Origin of the sequence: Variovorax sp. YR266 (assembly GCF_900107295.1) — a bacterium.
GTDB lineage: Bacteria > Pseudomonadota > Gammaproteobacteria > Burkholderiales > Burkholderiaceae_C > Variovorax.
In genome coordinates this window covers 121,121-140,583 of sequence record NZ_FNPM01000005.1, presented here as the reverse complement: position 1 = coordinate 140,583, position 19,463 = coordinate 121,121, and the positions used below count along the sequence as shown (strand labels likewise).

Annotated in this window: 19 protein-coding genes; 9 read left to right on the top strand and 10 right to left on the bottom strand. The window is 66.4% G+C overall.

Translation table 11 applies throughout. From position 1 onward, the window contains the following. Positions 1–3 precede the first annotated feature (3 nt). The 5 genes from murI to proV are packed head-to-tail and all read right to left on the bottom strand — an operon-like array spanning position 4 to position 5,861. Positions 4–795, bottom strand: a complete 792-nt coding sequence (gene murI, locus BLW48_RS15030; RefSeq protein ID WP_093073760.1) for a glutamate racemase — start codon at positions 793–795, stop codon at positions 4–6. Then, the gene (locus BLW48_RS15025) at positions 792–2,345 is read right to left on the bottom strand and encodes a fumarate hydratase (protein WP_093175848.1); all 1,554 of its coding nucleotides are present in this window, start codon (positions 2,343–2,345) and stop codon (positions 792–794) included. Before BLW48_RS15025 ends, murI begins: the two co-directional genes overlap by 4 nt. Positions 2,346–2,402: 57 nt before the next feature. Further along, positions 2,403–3,419 carry a glycine betaine/L-proline ABC transporter substrate-binding protein ProX gene (gene proX / locus BLW48_RS15020; RefSeq protein ID WP_093175845.1) on the bottom strand — a complete coding sequence of 339 codons (1,017 nt, stop codon included), beginning with the start codon at positions 3,417–3,419 and terminating at the stop codon, positions 2,403–2,405. A gap of 22 nt (positions 3,420–3,441) precedes the next feature. Further along, positions 3,442–4,587, bottom strand: coding sequence for a glycine betaine/L-proline ABC transporter permease ProW (gene proW, locus BLW48_RS15015; protein ID WP_093073764.1), 1,146 nt, complete (start codon positions 4,585–4,587; stop codon positions 3,442–3,444). A 20-nt stretch (positions 4,588–4,607) separates the two neighbouring features. Continuing rightward, a complete protein-coding gene (proV, locus tag BLW48_RS15010; RefSeq protein ID WP_093175842.1) occupies positions 4,608–5,861 on the bottom strand; it encodes a glycine betaine/L-proline ABC transporter ATP-binding protein ProV in 1,254 nt (417 codons plus the stop codon). Between the two features lie 524 nt (positions 5,862–6,385). Here proV and fumC point away from each other — a divergent pair. Further along, positions 6,386–7,783 carry a class II fumarate hydratase gene (gene fumC, locus BLW48_RS15005; RefSeq protein WP_093056465.1) on the top strand — a complete coding sequence of 466 codons (1,398 nt, stop codon included), beginning with the start codon at positions 6,386–6,388 and terminating at the stop codon, positions 7,781–7,783. 47 nt (positions 7,784–7,830) lie between these two features. On the opposite strand, the gene BLW48_RS15000 is transcribed toward fumC, so the two are convergent. Continuing rightward, positions 7,831–8,448: an NAD(P)-dependent oxidoreductase gene (locus BLW48_RS15000; protein WP_093175840.1), complete on the bottom strand. Its 618-nt coding sequence runs from the start codon at positions 8,446–8,448 to the stop codon at positions 7,831–7,833. Positions 8,449–8,553: 105 nt separating this feature from the next. Here BLW48_RS15000 and BLW48_RS14995 point away from each other — a divergent pair, with 105 nt between their 5' ends. Next, positions 8,554–9,471, top strand: a complete 918-nt coding sequence (locus BLW48_RS14995; protein WP_093056467.1) for a LysR family transcriptional regulator — start codon at positions 8,554–8,556, stop codon at positions 9,469–9,471. A 10-nt stretch (positions 9,472–9,481) separates the two neighbouring features. Here BLW48_RS14995 and BLW48_RS14990 read toward each other — a convergent pair whose 3' ends face one another. Next, a complete protein-coding gene (locus BLW48_RS14990; protein WP_093056468.1) occupies positions 9,482–10,117 on the bottom strand; it encodes a YqhA family protein in 636 nt (211 codons plus the stop codon). A gap of 157 nt (positions 10,118–10,274) precedes the next feature. Between BLW48_RS14990 and acs the strand changes: the two genes are divergently transcribed. Both acs and BLW48_RS14980 read left to right on the top strand, forming a co-directional pair. Then, complete coding sequence (acs, locus tag BLW48_RS14985; protein WP_093175837.1) at positions 10,275–12,272, top strand: acetate--CoA ligase; 1,998 nt, start codon at positions 10,275–10,277, stop codon at positions 12,270–12,272. Between the two features lie 139 nt (positions 12,273–12,411). Further along, entirely contained in the window at positions 12,412–12,912 is a 501-nt protein-coding gene (locus tag BLW48_RS14980; protein WP_093073774.1) for an SPFH domain-containing protein, read from the top strand. 12 nt (positions 12,913–12,924) lie between these two features. Here BLW48_RS14980 and BLW48_RS14975 read toward each other — a convergent pair whose 3' ends face one another. Next, on the bottom strand, positions 12,925–13,239 hold the full coding sequence (locus BLW48_RS14975; protein ID WP_093056471.1) for a c-type cytochrome: 315 nt from the start codon (positions 13,237–13,239) through the stop codon (positions 12,925–12,927). A 108-nt stretch (positions 13,240–13,347) separates the two neighbouring features. Between BLW48_RS14975 and BLW48_RS14970 the strand changes: the two genes are divergently transcribed. Both BLW48_RS14970 and BLW48_RS14965 read left to right on the top strand, forming a co-directional pair. Next, complete coding sequence (locus tag BLW48_RS14970) at positions 13,348–13,602, top strand: TIGR04438 family Trp-rich protein (protein ID WP_093056472.1); 255 nt, start codon at positions 13,348–13,350, stop codon at positions 13,600–13,602. Between the two features lie 52 nt (positions 13,603–13,654). Beyond that, on the top strand, positions 13,655–14,488 hold the full coding sequence (locus tag BLW48_RS14965; protein WP_093175835.1) for a DUF3592 domain-containing protein: 834 nt from the start codon (positions 13,655–13,657) through the stop codon (positions 14,486–14,488). Positions 14,489–14,498: 10 nt separating this feature from the next. Here the strand turns inward: BLW48_RS14965 and ilvD are convergent, their stop codons facing one another. After that, positions 14,499–16,193: a dihydroxy-acid dehydratase gene (ilvD, locus tag BLW48_RS14960; RefSeq protein ID WP_093056474.1), complete on the bottom strand. Its 1,695-nt coding sequence runs from the start codon at positions 16,191–16,193 to the stop codon at positions 14,499–14,501. A gap of 101 nt (positions 16,194–16,294) precedes the next feature. Here ilvD and BLW48_RS14955 point away from each other — a divergent pair, with 101 nt between their 5' ends. Then, positions 16,295–17,239 (top strand): LysR family transcriptional regulator, encoded by a 945-nt coding sequence (locus BLW48_RS14955; protein ID WP_093175832.1) that lies wholly within the window; start codon positions 16,295–16,297, stop codon positions 17,237–17,239. Positions 17,240–17,263: 24 nt separating this feature from the next. On the opposite strand, the gene BLW48_RS14950 is transcribed toward BLW48_RS14955, so the two are convergent. Further along, positions 17,264–18,208: a LysR family transcriptional regulator gene (locus BLW48_RS14950; RefSeq protein WP_093175830.1), complete on the bottom strand. Its 945-nt coding sequence runs from the start codon at positions 18,206–18,208 to the stop codon at positions 17,264–17,266. Positions 18,209–18,333: 125 nt separating this feature from the next. Here BLW48_RS14950 and BLW48_RS14945 point away from each other — a divergent pair, with 125 nt between their 5' ends. Both BLW48_RS14945 and BLW48_RS14940 read left to right on the top strand, forming a co-directional pair. Then, the gene (locus tag BLW48_RS14945) at positions 18,334–19,107 is read left to right on the top strand and encodes an SDR family oxidoreductase (protein ID WP_093175827.1); all 774 of its coding nucleotides are present in this window, start codon (positions 18,334–18,336) and stop codon (positions 19,105–19,107) included. A 32-nt stretch (positions 19,108–19,139) separates the two neighbouring features. Continuing rightward, on the top strand, positions 19,140–19,409 hold the full coding sequence (locus BLW48_RS14940) for a hypothetical protein (protein WP_093056478.1): 270 nt from the start codon (positions 19,140–19,142) through the stop codon (positions 19,407–19,409). The last annotated feature ends 54 nt before the right edge of the window (positions 19,410–19,463 follow it).

Below are 19,463 nucleotides of genomic sequence, written 5' to 3'. Positions count from 1 at the left end.
AGGTCAGGTCGTGGCCGCAGCAGAAGGGAGCCCGAGCCATCGCGCGGCCGCGGCTTCGAGCACGGCGACGTCGCCGCTGCTCTGCAGAAGCAGGCCGCCACTGCCGCTGTCCGCCAACTGGCCCGCCGCTGTCAACAGGCGCCGCGTCTGCTGCGCGACCGGCACGCCCGTGTCGATGAACCGCAGCGTGGCCGGCGCATGCCGGCGCAACTCGTCCTTCACGAGCGGGTAGTGGGTGCAGCCAAGCACCACCGTGTCGACTTCGCCAGGCGCATCGCCGAAAGGGCCGGCTTCGGCCATGTAGCGTTCGCACAGTGCCGCGATGCCCGCCGAGTCGAAGCCTTCGATGGCCTTCACGAGCCCGTCGCAGGGCACGGGACGCACATCAGCCGACCCGGCGAATGAGGCGCGCAGCGTGGCGTACTTGGCGCTGGCCAGCGTGCCGCGCGTGGCCATCACCGAGATGCGCCCCGTGCGGCTCGCGGCCACGGCGGGCTTGAGGCCAGGTTCCAGCCCGACGATCGGCAGGTCGGGATTCTCGGCACGCATCAGATGGATGGCAGCCGTGGTCGCCGTGTTGCAGGCCACCACGAGCGCCTTGATGCCGTGCTCGCGCCGCAGGTGTTCGACCACGGTGCGCGAGCGCTCGATCACATAGGCGTCTCCGCGCTCGCCGTACGGCGCATAGGCCGTGTCGGCGAAGTACACGAAGCGTTCGTGCGGCAGTTCGGCCCGCAGCGCGGCCAGCACGCTGAGTCCGCCGACTCCGCTGTCGAAGACGCCTACAGCGCTCAAGCTTCTTCCATCATGATGGTCTTGAACTCGCCGCTGGCAATGCGCTTCTGCCACTCGGCCGGGCCGGTGATGTGCGCGCTGGTGCCGCCGGCATCGACCGCCACCGTCACGGGCATGTCGACCACGTCGAATTCATAGATCGCTTCCATGCCCAGGTCTTCGAAGCCCACGACCTTGGCCGTCTTGATGGCCTTGCTCACGAGGTAGGCGGCGCCGCCCACGGCCATGAGGTAGGCGCTCTTGTGCTTCTTGATGGCCTCGATGGCAACCGGGCCGCGCTCGGCCTTGCCGATCATCGCGATCAGGCCGGTCTGCGCCAGCATCATTTCGGTGAAGCCGTCCATGCGCGTGGCGGTGGTCGGACCGGCGGGGCCCACGGCTTCGTCGCCGACCGGATCGACCGGGCCGACGTAATAGATGACGCGGTTGGTGAAGTCCACCGGCAGCTTCTCGCCCTTGGCCAGCATGTCCTGGATGCGCTTGTGCGCGGCGTCGCGGCCGGTGAGCATCTTGCCGTTGAGCAGCAGCGTGTCGCCCGGCTTCCAGCTTGCCACTTCGGCGGGCGTGAGCTTGTCGAGGTCGACGCGCTTGCTCTTCTTCTCGTCAGGCGCCCAGTTGACGTCGGGCCACAGGTCGAGCGACGGCGGGTCGAGGTAGACAGGGCCGCTGCCGTCCATCGTGAAGTGCGCGTGGCGGGTGGCCGCGCAGTTGGGGATCATCGCAACGGGCTTGCTCGCCGCGTGCGTCGGGTACATCTGGATCTTGACGTCGAGCACGGTGGCCAGGCCGCCCAGGCCCTGTGCGCCGATGCCCAGCGCGTTGACCTTCTCGTACAGCTCGATGCGCAGCGCCTCGACCTTGCTCAGCTCGGCGCCCGACTTCTTCTTGGCCTGCAGCTCATGCATGTCGAGGTCGTCCATCAGGCTTTCCTTGGCCATCAGCGCAGCCTTCTCGGCCGTGCCGCCGATGCCGATGCCCAGCATGCCCGGCGGGCACCAGCCGGCGCCCATGGTGGGCACTGTCTTGAGCACCCAGTCGACCACGCTGTCGCCGGGGTTCAGCATGACCAGCTTGCTCTTGTTCTCGCTGCCGCCGCCCTTGGCCGCGACCGTCACTTCAACGGTGTTGCCGGGAACGATCTCGGTGAAGATCACCGCGGGCGTGTTGTCCTTGGTGTTCTTGCGGTCGAACTGCGGATCGGCCACGACCGAGGCGCGCAGTGTGTTGTCGGGGTGGTTGTAGCCGCGGCGCACGCCTTCGTTGATGGCGTCGTCGAGGCTGCCGGTGAAGCCAGCCCAGCGCACATCCATGCCCACCTTGAGGAACACGTTGACGATGCCGGTGTCCTGGCAGATCGGGCGCTGGCCCGTGGCGCTCATCTTGCTGTTGGTCAGGATCTGCGCGATGGCGTCCTTGGCCGCGGGGCTCTGCTCGCGCTCGTAGGCGCGGGCCAGGTGGGCGATGTAGTCGGCGGGGTGGTAGTAGCTGATGTACTGCAGCGCGGCGCTGATCGATTCGATCAGGTCGGCCTGCTGGATCGTGGTCGTCATGGTGGGGGGAGTTTTTTTGGAGTGTGAAACGCCCCCCGATTATCTCAGCCGACGCGCCTACTGCGCTGCGGCTCGGGCTTGCTCTATCCAGCCGTCGAACAGAGGACGGTGCACCCGGATCCACCCGTCGGTGTGCCGCTCCACGTCCTGCTGCGTGTTGGCGCCCTGGCTCATGCGCAGGTTCTGGGCATTGATGTCGCCGATCGGCAGCTTCATCACCTCGAAGAGCTTGGCCGCGGCCGGGTTCTTCTCGGCGAAGGCCCGGTTGGCGACGATCTGCTCCTGGTTGGCCTGGAAGCCGTAGTTCTTGCCGTTGGGCAGTTGCGTGTCGACGTTGCCGCCCTGCGAGGAACCTTGCGAGGACGAGAAGGGCACCTGCAGCCACACAACGTCAGTACCCGGGCGCAGCACGGCGCTCACCCAGTACGGCGTCCACGTGTAGTACAGCACCGGCTTGTCCTGCTTGAAGCGGGCGATGGTGTCGGCCATCAGCGCGGCGTAGCTGCCCTGCTTGTGCGTGACGGTGTCGCGCAGCTGATAGGCCGTGAGGTGGTTCTCGATGGCCAGCTCGCAGCCCCAGCCCGGGTTGCAGCCCGTCAGGTCGGCCTTGCCGTCGCCGTCTGCGTCGAACAGCTTCGCGATGGCAGGGTCCTTCAGCTGTGCGATGTTCGTGATGCCGTACTGCTCTGCCGTCTTGCGGTCGATCAGGTAGCCCTGCACGGCGCCGTCCGAGTACACGCCCTTGCGCCACAGCTTGGCGTCGCCGCCGCTGTTCTTGTAGAAGTCGGCGTGCAGCAGGCTCCAGTGGTTGGCCATGAAGGTGGCGTCGCCGTTGGCAATGGCCAGATGCTCGGTGGCGGGCTCCAGGTCTTTCATGGGCTCGACGGTGTAGCCGAGCTTTTCGAGTGCGCGCATCACGAGCAGCGTCTGGAAGGCTTCTTCCGCGAGCGAGCTTTTCAGCGGCTGCACGGTAACGCCCTTGCCGGGCAGGTCGTTGGCAGCATGGGCGGCCATGCCCGAGGCCACGAAGGCGAGGGCCAGCAGGCCGCGTGCGATGAAACTGGTTTTCTTCATGCGTTGTGTTCCTCCGTGCGGCTTATTGCGCTTGCGTGGACAGGGCGGGAACCGGCTGGTTGCCCGGTTGCGAAGGCGAACCCACGAGGCGCTGCAGCACTCGCAGCGCGAAGCCCACCGGCCCGGTGTGCCACCAGCGGCGGCCAGCGCTGCGGCGCGACTTGCCCATGGCTTGCGTCAGCCGGTCCAGCGAGATCGCCAACAGCACGATGCCCAGCCCGCCAACGGTCGCCAGGCCCATGTCGAGCCGGCCGATGCCGCGCAGCACCATCTGGCCCAGGCCGCCCACGGCGATCATCGATGCGATGACGACCATCGACAGCGACAGCATCAGCGCCTGGTTGATGCCAGCCATGATCGACGGCATGGCCAGCGGCAGTTGCACCTTCACCAGCATCTGCCAGGGCGAAGCGCCGTAGGCGCGCGCGGCCTCGATGAGGTCGGGGCGCACCTGGCGCAGGCCGAGGTTGGTCAGGCGCACCAGCGGTGCCAGCGCGAAGATGATCGTCACGATCACGCCCGGCACGTTGCCGATGCCGAACAGCATCACCACCGGCACGAGGTACACGAAGGCCGGCGTGGTCTGCATCGCGTCGAGCACCGGCCGCATGATTCGCTGCGCCCGGTCGCTGCTTGCAAGCAGCACGCCCAGCGGCAGGCCGATGACCATGCAGAACACCAGAGAGGTCAGCACCAGCGACAGCGTCACCATCGCCTCGGGCCAGATGCCGAGCATGGCCACGAGCAGCAGCGCCACCGTGGTGCCGATGGCCAGCGCGCGGCCGGCGAACTGCCAGGCGAAGAGGCCGATGAGGGCGATCATCGCCAGCGTGGGCAGGCCGGTGAGCAGGCCCTGCACCCAGTTCAGCGTGCTGTCGATGGGCAGGCGCACGGTCTGGAAGAAGGGGCGGAAGTGCTCGACCACCCATCCGAGGCCCTGGTTGATCCACGATTCGACGGGCAGGGAGCCGTCCCACAGGCGGTGCAGCTGGAAGCCGCTGGTGGCAGCGTCGGCTTGTCCCGCAAGTTGGTGGGCGGCATTCACCGGCGCGTCGAGCCAGGCGCTGGTGGCCGAGGTGTCGGGCGCGGCCGAGAGCGCTTCCCACGGATCGACGAAGGCAGGGGCGGCAGGCGTGCTCAGGTCGGAAGGAAGTGTGTTGTCGTTCATCGTTCAGGTCCTTCGTGAATTCAGTGCGGCTCGGCGGCGAGAGCAAGGGCAGCGTTGGGCAAGACGGGCTCGATCGGCGGCGTGTCGCGGTCGAGGAACTTGAGCAGCGTCGTCTTGCTGATCGCACCGCAGAAGCGGCCGTCGCTCGCCACTACCGGCAGCGCGCACGGCGCCTGCGCGAGCTGGCCGATCAGGCCTGCCACGGGGGCTTCGGCGTCGATGCGCGGCAGCTCGTTGAGAAACGCGTGTTGCAGCCCCAGCGGGCCTGAATGTCCATCGAGCGCGCCGCGCAGCGTGTCCGCCGACACCACGCCGAGGAAGCGCTTGTTGGGGCTCGTCACGTAGGCGAAGTCGCGGTCCTGGTCTTCCAGCAGCTTGAGCGCCGCGCGCGCACCGCGCTCTGGGTGCTCGCACACCACGGTGAGCGATTTGCGCGCGATGTCGCCCGCCTTGAACACGGCTGCCGCGTCCACGCCGCGCACGAAGCTGCGCACGTAGTCGTTGGCGGGGCTGCGCAAGATCTCGTCGGGCGTGCCGACCTGGATCACCTGGCCGTCCTTCATGATCGCGATGCGGTCGCCGATGCGCATGGCTTCGTCGAGGTCGTGCGAGATGAAGACGATGGTGCGGCGCTGCTCCTGCTGCAGCCGCAGCAGCTCCGACTGCATTTCGGTGCGGATGATCGGGTCGAGGGCCGAGAAGGCCTCGTCCATCAGCAGGATCGACGGGTCCGAGGCCAGCGCCCGTGCCAGTCCCACGCGCTGCTGCATGCCGCCCGAGAGCTCGTCGGGATAGCTGTCGCCCCAGCCCGCCAGCCCCACCTGCGCGAGCGCGAGGTCGGCTTGCGCCAGGCGCTCCTTCTTGCTCGTGCCCGAGAGTTCGAGGCCGAACGCAGTGTTCTCGCGCACCGTCATGTGCGGCATCAGCGCGAACGACTGGAACACCATGCTGATGTCCTTGCGGCGCAGCGCGCGCAGCTTGGTGTCGGAGTGTTCGTTGATGTCCGCGCCGTCGATCACGATGCGGCCCGCGGTCGGTTCGATCAGCCGGTTCAAGAGGCGCACCAGCGTCGACTTGCCCGAACCCGAGAGGCCCATGATGACGAAGATTTCTCCGGCCTGGATTTCGAAGGTGGCGTCGAACACGCCGATCGACTGGCCGGTGCGCGCCAGGATCTCCTTCTTGGAAAAACCTTGCCGGACCAGCTCCAGGGCTTGTTCGGGCTCGTCGCCGAACACCTTGAAGACATGGTCGATGAGAATTCCTTTGGCCATACGTCGGGGCTCCTTTGGTGAGGGGTTGACAGATCGCCACCCCCGCAAGGGCGACGCGACCACGCCCCCAGCCCATTGGATGGGCTGCCGACAGGCACTGAAGACGACATGGCGACGAAGCCAGTGCCCGCCGGATGCTTCATTCGCAGGGCAACGGGCCTGGTCGAGGGGCGCCGCCTGGATGAGCGTGACGTGGCAATGGGGACGGAAAAGATCCGGCCGGTTTGCCGGGCTGGGCCCGGCGGGAGAACCTTGCACCGCGACGGGATTCGGAGATCCGCGAGTAGTGAAGGGGTGACCTGCAAGTTCAAGAGAGCGGGGAACCCGAACTCATCATGACTTGTTGGTCGTCAGAAGCCTTTGATCATAACTTTTCGACATGATGCGGTCAAGGCGGGAGGCGTATCGTGATGTCAGCGGCCAGCCAATGGCCCCGTCAGATGCGAGCTATTCCTATTGGCCGATACTCGGGCTCGCGCCCGCCGAGCGGCGCGACCTTTCATGATCCTGCGGAGCTTTTTCTCATGACGACTTCCCCCAAGACCCGTGCCGAGCGCGACACCTTCGGACCGATCGACGTGCCGGCCGACAAGCTGTGGGGCGCGCAAACGCAGCGCTCGCTGCAGAACTTCGACATCTCCGGCGAGCAGCAGCCGCGCGAGATCATCAAGGCGCTGGCGCAGGTCAAGCGCGCATCGGCCGTGGTCAACCACGCGCTGGGCCTGCAGGACGAAAAGAAGACCAAGGCCATCGTGGCGGCCGCCGACGAAGTCATTGCCGGCAAGCACCCGGGCGAGTTCCCGCTGGTGGTCTGGCAGACCGGCTCGGGCACGCAGACCAACATGAACGTCAACGAGGTGCTGGCCAACCGCGCCAGCGAAATCCTCGGCGGCGAGCGCGGCGAAGGCCGCCTCGTGCACCCCAACGACGATGTGAACCGCAGCCAGTCGAGCAACGACGTGTTCCCGACCGCCATGCACGTGGCCGCCGTCGAGGCCATCACGCACAAGCTGCTGCCGGCCATTGCCAAGCTGCGCGGCACGCTGGAGCAGAAGTCCAAGGACTTCGCCGACATCGTGAAGATCGGCCGCACTCACCTGCAGGACGCCACGCCGCTTACGCTGGGCCAGGAGTTTTCGGGCTACGTGGCGCAGCTCGCGCACGGCGAGGCGCATGTGCGCGCCGCGCTGCCGCACCTGAGCGAACTGGCGCTGGGCGGCACCGCAGTCGGCACCGGGCTGAACGCGCCCAAGGGCTATGCAGAGCAGGTGGCCGCCGAGCTGGCGAAGCTCACGGGCCTGCCGTTCGTGACCGCGCCGAACAAGTTCGAAGCGATGGCCAGCGTCGATGCGCTGGTGCACGCTCACGGCGCGCTGAAGACGCTCGCCGCCAGCATGAACAAGATCGCCAACGACGTGCGCTGGCTCGCGAGCGGTCCGCGCAGCGGCATCGGCGAACTGAGCATTCCCGAGAACGAACCGGGCTCGTCGATCATGCCGGGCAAGGTCAACCCGACCCAGAGCGAGGCCGTCACGATGCTGGCCGCGCAGGTGTTCGGCAACGACGTGGCCATCAACATCGGTGGCGCCTCGGGCAACTTCGAGCTGAACGTGTTCCGTCCGATGGTGGCGCACAACTTCCTGCAGAGCGTGCGCCTGCTGGCCGACGGCATGGTGAGCTTCAACGACCACTGCGCGGTGGGCATCGAGCCGAATCGCGAACGCATCACGGAGCTGGTGCAGCGTTCGCTGATGCTGGTGACGGCGCTGAACACGCACATCGGCTACGACAAGTCGGCCTACATCGCCAAGAAGGCGCACAAGGAAGGCACGAGCCTGCGCGAAGCGGCGATTGCCTCGGGGCACCTCACGGCCGAACAGTTCGACCAGTGGGTGGTGCCGGAGAACATGACTGGCCGTTGATTCGGTCAGCCCATTGAAAAAGGACCCTCATCGGGTCCTTTTTTGTTTCAGTAGCCGATCGTGTATCGCTGACGGGAGTGCGCCGGCTTTTCAAGCTCGTCGATGAACGCGATTGCGTAGTCCTCGAAGGTGATCCAGCTGCGGCCTTCGGCGCTTACCAGCAGGTCGTCCTTGCCCAGGCGGAACTTGCCGGTGCGCTCGCCTTCGACGAACTCGGCGGATGGCGACAGGAAGGTCCAGTCGAGTTCTTTCTCGTTGCGCAGCGTGTCGAGGAACACGCCGCCGGCCGAAGCTTCGGCGCGGTAGGCATCGGGGAAGTTCGGCGTGTCGATCACTTTCAGGCCGGGCGCCGCGAACAGGCTGCCGGCACCGCCGACCACCAGCAGGCGCTTCACGCCCGAGCGCTTGACCGGCTCGATGATGGCCGCGGGCGGCACGGTGGAGAAGTGCGCGGCACTGAACACGGCGTCGTGGCCGGCCAGCGCTTTTTCGAGCGCTGCGCCATCGAGCACGTCGAGGTCGACGGCCTTCACGTCGGCGCGGCCTGCCAGCTTGTCGGTGGCCTTGCGGGCGATGGCCGTGACGGTGTGGCCGCGGCGCAGGGCTTCTTCCAGAAGGCGGCCGCCGGCGCGTCCGGTGGCGCCGATGATGGCGATGTGGCTCATGAGTGACTCCTGTGAAAGATCGGATGGGATGAACCGCATCTTAGGTTTCTGGTTTCGAAAGAAATACCTCGATTTGCGCGCTTGTTTATTCCTAAAATCGTTCGAATGGACCGATTGAACGCCATGCGCGTGTTTGTGAACGTGGTCGATTCGGGCAGCCTTTCGGCTGCCGCCGACAAGCTCGACATGTCCCGCCCGGTAGTCACGCGCTACGTGGCCGAACTGGAGCAATGGACCGGCGCGCGCCTGCTGCACCGCACGACGCGCCGCCTTAGCCTCACTGCGGCCGGCGAAGAGCTGCTGCCGCGTTGCCGCCAGGTGCTGGAGCTCACGGGCGACATGCAGGCCGCGGTGCGGCATCCGGCCGAGGCGCCGCGCGGGCAATTGCGCATCACCACAGGAACCTCGTTTGCGCAGGCGCAACTGGCCGACGCGATTGCCGACTATGTGCGGCTTTATCCGGCCGTGATGGTCGACCTGGTGTTGCTGGATCGAACCGTCAACCTCGTGGACGAGCGCATCGACCTCGCGATTCGTACAGCGGCAGAGATCGACCCCAATCTGATCGCTCGCCGGCTCACCACGTGCCGATCGGTGGTTTGCGCTTCACCCGCCTATCTGAAGGAGCACGGAAAACCCCTGCGCGTGGAAGAACTGGCCCAGCGCAACTGCCTCACGCATTCCTACTTTGGACGCAGCCTCTGGAACTTCACGCGCAAGGACAACGGGGAGCCGGTGTCCGTGGCCGTGGATGGCAATGTCTCCGCCAACGACGCGGCGAGCCTGATGTACCTGGCAAGGGCAGGGGCCGGCATCGCTATGCTGCCGACCTATCTCACGTCGGAGCTGCTGCAGAAGGGAGAACTGGTGCGGCTCTTCGGCGATTTCGAGCCGCAGGTGGTGGGCATGTACGCCGTGTACGCCTCTCGCAAGCACATGCCGGCCACCTTGCGCACGATGCTCGACTTCCTGGCCGAGCGATTCACCGAAGTGCCTGCGTGGGACGCGCCGCACGCAGGCTAGGGGGCGAGGCTCAGTGGCCGTCGCCGGCGTGAGGCGCCGGGGCCATCAGCCGGTCGGTGTAGGCAATGGCCATTGCCGAGAACAGGAAGGCGATATGGATCACGGTCTGCGCGATCAGCACGCGGTCGGTGTAGTTGTCCGCGTTGATGAAAGTCTTCAGCAGGTGGATGGAGCTGATGCCGATGATGGCGGTGGCCAGCTTCACCTTGAGCACCGAGGCGTTCACGTGGCTCAGCCATTCGGGCTGGTCGCGATGGCCTTCGAGGTCCATGCGGCTCACGAAGGTCTCGTAGCCGCCCACGATCACCATGATGAGCAGATTCGAGATCATCACCACGTCGATCAGCGCCAGCACCACCAGCATGATCACCGTCTCGTTCAGCGTGCCGACCGGCGCCGTGGTCTTGTAGCCGATGCTGGTAATGAGCGCCTGCAGTGCTTCCTTGCTGCCGAACGCGGCCTCGACCAGGTGCAGCAGCTCGACCAGGAAGTGCACGACGTACACGGCCTGCGCCACGATCAGCCCCAGGTACAGCGGCAGCTGTAGCCAGCGGCTCGCGAAGATCAGCTTGGGCAGGGGACGCAGCGGTGAAGCGCGGGCTGGTACGGGCGGGTTCCGGGGGTCGAAAGGTTCGGGAGCGGACATCGGCAAGGCGGTGGTTGGGGACCGGGGATTCTAGAGGTGCCCCCGTGACGCACTCGTGATAACCCCGAGAACTAACATCTGACCTTCGCAAGCCCGTCAGTGACCCGTAAGTGGACCCGTCGACATTACGGCCGCACCCATCCAGGAGACATAGAGCATGAGCAGCGCATCGAAGAACATTGAATCCGTCCTGGTCGAGAACCGCGTGTTCCCGCCCGACGCCCGTGCCACCGAAGGCGCCCGCATTTCCGGCATGGCCGCCTATGAGGCCCTGTGCAAGGAGGCCGAGCAGGATTTCGAAGGGTTCTGGACCCGCCTTGCCAAGGACAACCTGGACTGGACCAAGCCCTTCACCAAGACGCTCGACGAGTCGAAGGCGCCGTTCTATGAGTGGTTCGGCGACGGCGAGCTCAACGCGAGCGCCAACTGCCTCGACAGGCACATCGGCACCCCGGTCGAGAACAAGACGGCCATCGTCTTCGAAGCCGACGACGGCACCGTCACCAACGTCACCTACAAGGAACTGCTCGCCCGCGTGAGCCAGTTCGCCAACGCGCTGAAGGCGCAGGGCATCCAGAAGGGCGACCGCGTCGTCATCTATATGCCGATGACGGTCGAGGGCGTGATCGCCATGCAGGCCTGCGCGCGCATCGGCGCCACCCACAGCGTGGTGTTTGGCGGCTTCTCGGCCAAGGCGCTGCAGGAGCGCATCATCGACGCGGGCGCGGTAGCGGTCATCACGGCCAATTACCAACTGCGCGGCGGCAAGGAACTGCCGCTCAAGGCCATCGTGGATGACGGCATCGCGCTCGGCGGCTGCGAGTCGATCAAGACGGTGTTCGTGTACGAGCGCACGCCTAGCGCGTGGAACCGCGTGGAAGGTCGCGACAAGACATTCGCCGAAGCGCTGAAGGGCCAGAGCACCGAGTGCGCCCCCGTGCCAGTCAACGCCGAGCACCCGCTCTTCATCCTCTACACCTCGGGCTCCACCGGCAAGCCCAAGGGCGTGCAGCACGCCACCGGCGGCTACCTGCTGTGGGCCAGGCTCACGATGGACTGGACCTTCGACATCCGCCCCGAAGACGTGTTCTGGTGCACGGCCGACATCGGCTGGATCACCGGCCACACCTACGTCGCCTACGGGCCGCTCGCGGCCGGCGCCACGCAGGTGGTGTTCGAGGGCATCCCGACCTTCCCGCATGCGGGCCGCTTCTGGCAGATGATCGAGAAGCACAAGGTCAGCGTGTTCTACACCGCTCCCACCGCCATCCGCTCGCTCATCAAGGCGGCCGAGGGCGATGAAAGAGTGCACCCGAAGAACTGGGACCTCACGAGCCTGCGCATCCTCGGCTCGGTCGGCGAGCCGATCAATCCTGAAGCGTGGATGTGGTACCACCGCAATATCGGCGGCGAGCGCTGCCCCATCGTCGATACCTTCTGGCAGACCGAGACCGGCGGCCACGTGATCACGCCGCTGCCGGGCGCCACGCCGCTGGTGCCGGGCTCGTGCACGCTGCCGCTGCCGGGCATCATGGCCGCGATCGTCGACGAGACCGGCAAGGACCTGCCCAACGGCGCGGGCGGCATGCTGGTCATCAAGCGGCCATGGCCCTCGATGATCCGCACGATCTGGAACGACCCCGAGCGCTTCAAGAAGAGCTACTTCCCCGAGGAGATGGGCGGCACGATCTACCTCGCCGGCGACGGTGCGGTGCGCAGTGCCGACCGCGGCTACTTCCGCATCACCGGTCGCATCGACGACGTGCTGAACGTGTCGGGCCACCGCCTGGGCACGATGGAAATCGAATCGGCGCTGGTGTCCAAGACCGACCTCGTGGCCGAAGCCGCGGTGGTAGGGCGGCCCGACGACGTGACGGGCGAGGCAGTGTGCGCCTTCGTCGTGCTCAAGCGGGCACGCCCGACAGGCGAGGAAGCCAAGCAGATTGCCAACGAGTTGCGCGCCTGGGTCGCAAAGGAAATCGGCCCCATCGCCAAGCCCAAGGACATCCGCTTCGGCGACAACCTGCCCAAGACGCGCAGCGGCAAGATCATGCGACGGCTTCTCCGCAGCATTGCCAAGGGCGAGGCGATCACGCAGGACACCTCGACGCTCGAAAATCCCGCGATCCTCGAACAGTTGTCACAGACCAACTGACCGGTGCTGTAGGACATGGCCGTCTATGCGGCCATCTGCGCCGAACGGAGCTCTTCGCTGAGGTAAAACCGTTGCAACCACCGTGCGCCTCGACGCGCACGGGTTTTCGACGTGTTCGATCTTTCCGAAGGAGGCCCCCATGGGCGTGAGATCCGCTTTTCTTTTTGTCATCGTGCTGCTCATCGCGGCGCTCGCCGCGCTGAACTGGGGCACGCTGTCTGCATCCACCGATGTGTGGCTGGGCTTCATGACCGTCTCGGCGCCGCTGGGCCTGATCATGCTGGGCCTGACAGTGGTGCTGGCCGCCTTCTTCCTCGTCTACGTGCTGTACCTGCACAGCTCGGTGCTGATCGACACCAAGCGCCACACCAAGGAAATGCAGGTCCAGCGCGACCTGGCGGACAAGGCCGAGGCCTCACGCTTCACCGAGCTCCGCAATTTCCTGGAGGCGCAGGAGAACAAGCACATGGCGCAGAACGCCGATCGTCAGGCGGCGATGCTGGCGCGCCTGGAGCAGCTCGAAACCGCGATCCGCCTGCGCTCGGACCAGACCGACAACACCGTCGCCGCACACATCGGCCAGCTCGAAGACCGCATCGAGCGCCGGCCGGTGCCGGCAGACATCAACCCGCAGGCGTGATGCCCGAGGGGCCTACTTCGTAGACAGCACCCAGGCCGCGAGCTTCTTTGCGTCGGCTTCGCTGACCTGGTTGTTCGCCGGCATCGGCACCGGTCCCCACACGCCGGAGCCGCCCTTCATGATCTTGCTGGCAAGGGTGTCGACGGCGCCCTTGTCGTCCTTGTACTTGGCGGCCACGTCCTTGAACGACGGGCCGAGGACCTTGCGCTCGACCGCGTGGCAGCTCATGCAGTTCTTCGAAGTCGCCAGGGCCAGGTCTGCGAAGGCGGGCGCGGCGAGCGTTACGAGGCCGAGGCCCAGAGCTGCCGACAACAAGACTCTTTTCATGGGGGATCTATTTGGTAAGGGCTGAGTTACATTCGACTCAACGCGATTGTAGGTAGCACCGTGCACGGCGTACGGATGCGTTGCCAGTACGACCCGGAGGGATTCGCAATGTGGTTTCTGGCATTGGGCCTGCTTGGACTGGCCCTCAAGTATCTCGAAGTAGGCATGGTCGCCGGCTGGAGCTGGTGGATCGTGCTGTCTCCGTTCGCGATGGCCGTCGCGTGGTGGGCCTGGGCCGATTCGTCGGGCTATACCAAGCGCAAGGTCATCGAGCGGGAAGAGCGGCGCAAGCAGGACCGCATCGACCGCCAGAAGACCAACATGGGCATGAAGACCAGCAACGGGCAGCGCCCGCGCCGCTGAGTCAGCGCCATCGGCCGAAGTCCCGGCACCGCATGCATCAAGCAGAAGTGCCATGGACGAAGAAGCCACCACCCACGCGCTGATCGTCTTCGGGTTGTCCCTGCTGCTCGGCCCGGCCCTCGGCGGCCTCGTGGGGTGGCTCAAGGGCTTTTTCTGGGGCGTGGGTGTCGGGGCGCTGGTGATCGGCTTCGCCGGCCTCTACGGTGCGGCCACCATCGGCTGGCACCGCTACCAGTCGATTGCCGGAACCACCAGCGTGCAGGGCAGCCTGGTCGAGTTCGTCGACGAACAAAGCAAGGACAGCAACGGCCGCACCACGGTTTCGCGCGCGCCCATCGTCGAATACACCGCTTCCGACGGGGAGAAGCGCCGCGTCAAGGGGCTGGGCGGCGGCCTGTCGGGCAAGGAGTGGGGCGACGCGGTGGAGGTGCGCTACAGCGTGGCCGATCCCTCGAAGGCGCTGGTGGCCGATTTCCAGAACATGTGGGGCGGGGTCTGGGGACTCGGCATCTTCGGTGCGTTTCCGAGCATGTTCGGCCTGTTCTTCATCGGCATGGCGCTGAAGGAGGGGCGCAGCAGATACGGCTACGGCAGCAGGCCGCCGCCGGTGCGCGAGCCCACGCCTGTGCAGAAGCGCTGGCGCACGCGCGGCACCGTGCTCGCCAACATCGTCTTCCTGGCCGGCTTCGCGCTGGTGTTTCTCTATCCCGACCCGGAACCGATGAAGCAGTTCGGCGCGGGCTTCATGACCATCGGCGCCAGCGCCATGCTGCACTTTCTCGTGCAAAGCCTGCCGCCGGCACTGGAGTTCCAGGCTCGCAGCATCCTCGCGATCGTAGGCCTCGGGTTTCTGGCCTTCGGCTACGGCGCGTGGATGATGGCCTGATTGGTGGATTTCAGAACTTGTCGAGCACCGCACCCGAGCTCGCGCTCGAGGCGTTGAACGCGAACTTCGCCTGCACGCCGCGCGTGTAGCGCGGAGCCGGTGCCTTCCAGCCTTCGCGGCGCTTGGCGATCTCGGCTTCTGGCACGTTCAGTTCGAGCTTGAGTTCGTGCGCGTCGATGGTGATCGAGTCACCCTCGTTCACAAAGGCGATGGTGCCGCCGGCTGCGGCTTCAGGTGCCACGTGGCCCACCACCATGCCCCAGGTACCGCCCGAGAAGCGGCCGTCGGTGATCAGGCCCACGCTTTCGCCGAGACCCGCGCCGATCAGCGCGCCGGTCGGCGCCAGCATTTCGGGCATGCCCGGGCCGCCCTTGGGGCCGAGGTAGCGCAGCACCATCACGTCGCCGGCCTTGATCTTGCCGTCGAGGATGGCCTTGAGCGCCGACTGCTCGTCGTCGAACACGCGCGCCGGGCCGGTGATGACCGGGTTCTTCAGCCCGGTGATCTTGGCGACCGCGCCTTCGGGCGACAGGTTGCCCTTCAGGATGGCGAGGTGGCCTTCCGCGTACATGGGCTTGTCGATGGGGCGGATCACGTCCTGGTCGGCGCGCGGCACGTCCGGCACGTCCTTCAGCACTTCGGCGATGGTCTGGCCGCTGATGGTGATGCAGTCGCCATGCAGCAGGCCGGCCTTCAGCAGCACCTTCATCACTTGCGGAATGCCGCCGGCCTGGTGCAGGTCGACCGCGAGGTACTTGCCCGAGGGCTTCAGGTCGCAGATCACCGGCACCTTCTTGCGCATGCGCTCGAAGTCGTCGATGGTCCATTCGACCTCTGCCGCATGCGCAATGGCCAGGAAGTGCAGCACCGCGTTGGTCGAGCCGCCCGTGGCCATGATGACCGCCACCGCGTTCTCGATGGCCTTCTTGGTCACGATGTCGCGCGGCTTCAGGTCTTTCTTGATCGCCTCGATCAGCACCTTGGCCGATTCCTTGGCCGAGTTGGCCTTCTCGTCGTGCGGGTTGGCCATGGTCGACGAGTAGGGCAGCGAGATGCCCAGCGCCTCGAATGCGCTGGACATGGTGTTGGCGGTGTACATGCCGCCGCACGAGCCGGTGCCGGGGATGGCGCGCTTCTCGATCTCGTGCAGGTCTTCGTCGCTCATGTTGCCGGCGGCGTTCTGGCCCACGGCCTCGAACACGCTCACGATGTTCAGGTCTTGCCCCTTGTAGCGGCCCGGCAGGATGGTGCCGCCGTACACGTAGATGGCCGGTACGTTGGCGCGCAGCATGCCCATGAGGCCGCCGGGCATGTTCTTGTCGCAGCCGCCGACCACCAGCACGCCGTCCATCCACTGGCCGCCCACGCAGGTCTCGATGCAGTCGGAAATGACTTCGCGGCTGACCAGCGAGTACTTCATGCCCTCGGTGCCCATGGCCATGCCGTCTGAGATGGTGGGCGTGCCGAACACCTGCGCGTTGCCGCCGGCTTCCTCGATGCCCGCGATGGCCGCGTCGGCCAGCTTCTGCAGGCCCGAGTTGCAGGGTGTGATGGTGCTGTGGCCGTTGGCGACGCCGACCATCGGCTTCTTGAAGTCGCCTTCTTCGTAGCCCATGGCGTAGAACATCGAGCGGTTGGGCGCGCGGCTCTTGCCTTCGACGATGTTGGCGCTGCGGCGGTTGATCTGGATTGGCTTGGTGTCCATGGTGTCTCTTCTATCGTGGGGAGATCGGGGGAGCCCAAGTATCGGACTTCTGATTGATTGCTTCCAATCCATTTTCAAGCACAGATTGATATGCTTGGCATATGAATGAAGCCCTGATCGACCTGCGGGCCTGGCGCCAGTTCGTCGCCGTGGCCGAAGAGCTGCACTTCGGCCGCGCTGCGCTGCGGCTGCACATGACGCAGCCACCGGTCACGCAAGCCATTGCCCAGCTCGAGAAGACGCTGGGCGTGGTGCTGTTCGACCGTACCCGGCGGCGCGTGGCGCTCACGCCGGCCGGCGAGGCCTTGCTGCCCGATGTGCGCGAGCTGCTGGCCCGCGCGCAGGCGCTGCCCGCCCGGGCCCGCGCGGCGGCGGCGGGGCAGGTGGGCCGGGTGCGCATCGCCTTCGTCTCGACCGTCGGCTTCGAGCAACTGCCGGCCTGGGTGCGCGAGTTCCGCGTGCTGTGCCCCGAGGTGGCGCTCGAACTGGTCGAGGCCACCGGCGACGTGCAGCTCGAAGCCTTCGCACGTGGCGAGATCGATGCGGGGCTGATGCTGCATTCGCCCGGTGCGGCGCCGCCCGGGCTGGCCCGGTTGCCGGTGGAGGAAGAGGCGCTGGTGCTGGCCCTGCCGGCGCAGCACCGGCTCGCCCGCGCGCGGCCCGTGCCGCTGGCGGAGGTGCTGGCCGAGCCGTTGGTGATCTTTCCGCGCCGCATCGTGCCCTCGCTGCACGACGCGGTCTTCGACCTCTATCACGCGGCCGGCCGCGTGCCGCAGGTGGCGCAGGAGGCAATCCAGATGCAGACCATCGTCAATCTGGTGTCGGGCGGCATCGGCGTTGCCTGGGTGCCGCACAGCGTGATGCAGTTCCGGCGCGCGGGCGTCGTCTACCGGCAGGTCGACGAGTTCAAGGGCGTGGGGCGGCGCCGCGTGGCCTTGCCGGCCTGCGAGACAAGCCTCGTGTGGCCCGCACAGGCCGCGCATCCGGCGCTGGCGCGCTTCGTGGCATTCGTGCGCGAGCGTACGGAGCAGGCCCAGGAGAAATAGCGGGCAGGGCGCCTGCCTTTGCCTCTATCTGCGCGATGCCCGCGCGCCACCCGTCTTCGACACCGCTCGCGGGTCGAGCGAATCGGAGAGCAGGGTTTCGAGCCAGCCCGCGAAGGCCTGCACGCGCCGCGACAGGTTGCGCCGGTGCGGGTACACGAGCTGCACCGGCAGCGGCTCGGCACGTGCGTCGGTCAGCACCTCGATCAGTTCGCCGGCCACGAGGTGCTCGCGCACGTCGTACGCCGGAATCTGGATCAGGCCCAGGCCGGCCAGTGCGCAGGCGATGTAGGTCTCGGCATTGTTCGCCGCCACCTGGCTGCGCATGCGCAAGCTCGCGGTTTCCCCGTCGCGCTGCCATTCCCAGGGAGCGGCGCGCCCGCTGGTCGGCGAGGCGTAGTTGACGGCCATGTGCTGCGGCAGGTCGGCGGGCGTGCGCGGCGTGCCGTGGCGCGTCAGGTAGGCCGGGCTCGCGCAGTTGATCAACGTGAAATGCCCGAGCGGCCTTGCCACCAGGCTGCTGCTGGCCAGCGGACCCACGCGCAGCGCACAGTCGACGCCTTCGAGCACGAGATCCACCGCGCGGTCGCTGGAGCCCAGTTCGAGCTCGATGGCCGGATGGCGCTCGAAGAAGCCCGGGAGTGCTGGCGCGATCAGCCGCCGCGCGATGCGGCTCGGCACGTCGACCTTGAGCCTGCCGCTCACCTGGCCGTGCGCGGGCAGGAACTGCTGCTCCATGTCTTCCATGTCGGCCACCAGCGCGCGGGCACGCTCCAGCATCACTTCGCCGTCGGGCGTGAGTCCCACCCGGCGCGTGGTCCGGTGCAGCAGGCGAGAGCCGAGGCGGGTTTCGAGCTGCTGCACGGCCGTCGAGATGGTCGCGCGCGGCAGGCCCAGACGGTCGGCGGCGCGCGTGAAGCTGCCGGCTTCGGCCACGCGCACGAAAACCTGGAGGAGATCGATGCGGTCCATGGGTAATCTGAATTGTTCGTGATTTATTGAACAGTCTAGCCTTCACTGGGTGATTTATCTGCGGCGTGCTGATCAATAGACTGAATGCTCCCGTCACGCATCACCCTCTACAAAGGAGTCCATTCATGTCCGCACGCACTCTCAAGAATAAGGTCGTCGTCATCGCCGGCGGTGGCAAGAACCTCGGCGCCCTCATCGGGCATCAGATGGTCGACGGCGGCGCCCGCGGCGTCGCCATTCACTACAACAGCGATGCCTCGCGCGCCGATGCCGAAAAAACCGCCGCCGCGCTCAAGGCCAAGGGCGCCGACACGCTGCTGGTGCAGGGCGATCTCTCGGTGGTCGACAACAGCGTGAAGCTGTTCGACCAGGCCGTGAAGCATTTCGGGCAGGTCGACATCGCCATCAACACTGCCGGCGTGGTCATCAAGAAGCCGATTCTCGATGTCACCGAGGCCGACTACGACAAGAGCTTCGACGCCAACGCCAAGGCCGCCTTCTTCTTCATCCAGCAGGCCGGCCGCACGATGGCCGACGGCGGCAGCATCGTCACGCTGGTGAGCTCGCTGCTGGCGGCCTACACGCCGTTCTATGCGATCTATCCGGGCTCGAAGGCGGCGGTGGAGCACTACACGCGCGCCGCGTCGAAGGAGTTCGGCGAGCGCGGCATCTCGGTCAACGCGATCGGCCCCGGCCCGATGGACACGCCGTTCTTCTACGGGCAGGAGAGCAAGGAGGCCGTCGAATACCACAGCAGCGCCGCCGCGCTCAGCAAGTTCTCGAAGAAGGGCCTCACTGACATCGAAGACATCGCACCCATCGTGCGCTTCCTCGTCACCGAAGGCTGGTGGATCACCGGGCAGACGATTTTTGCCAACGGCGGCTACACCACACGCTGATCCGGCAAGATGCCGCCTGGAGGACGAACGACATGCACACGATCATGGTAATGGGCGGCGGCTTCGTGCTGCTGGTGGTGTTCCTGCTGGCCGCGCGCTTCATGGGCGACGGCTCTTCGGCTGCGCTGGCCGTGGCGGCCAAGTGGTTCATTCCGGCCTGGTTCATCGGCGCGGGCATCAACATGGCCGTGGGCGTGATCAAGGCGGGGTATTCGGTGGCCGAGGAACTGCCGATCTTCCTGTTGATCTTCGCGGTGCCGGCCGTGGTGGCGGGGCTGCTGTGGTGGAAGTTCGGGCGCTAGTTCTCTAGTAGCGGCCTGAATATCCCCGTCCCGGCCCCGACATTCGGCCGGGGC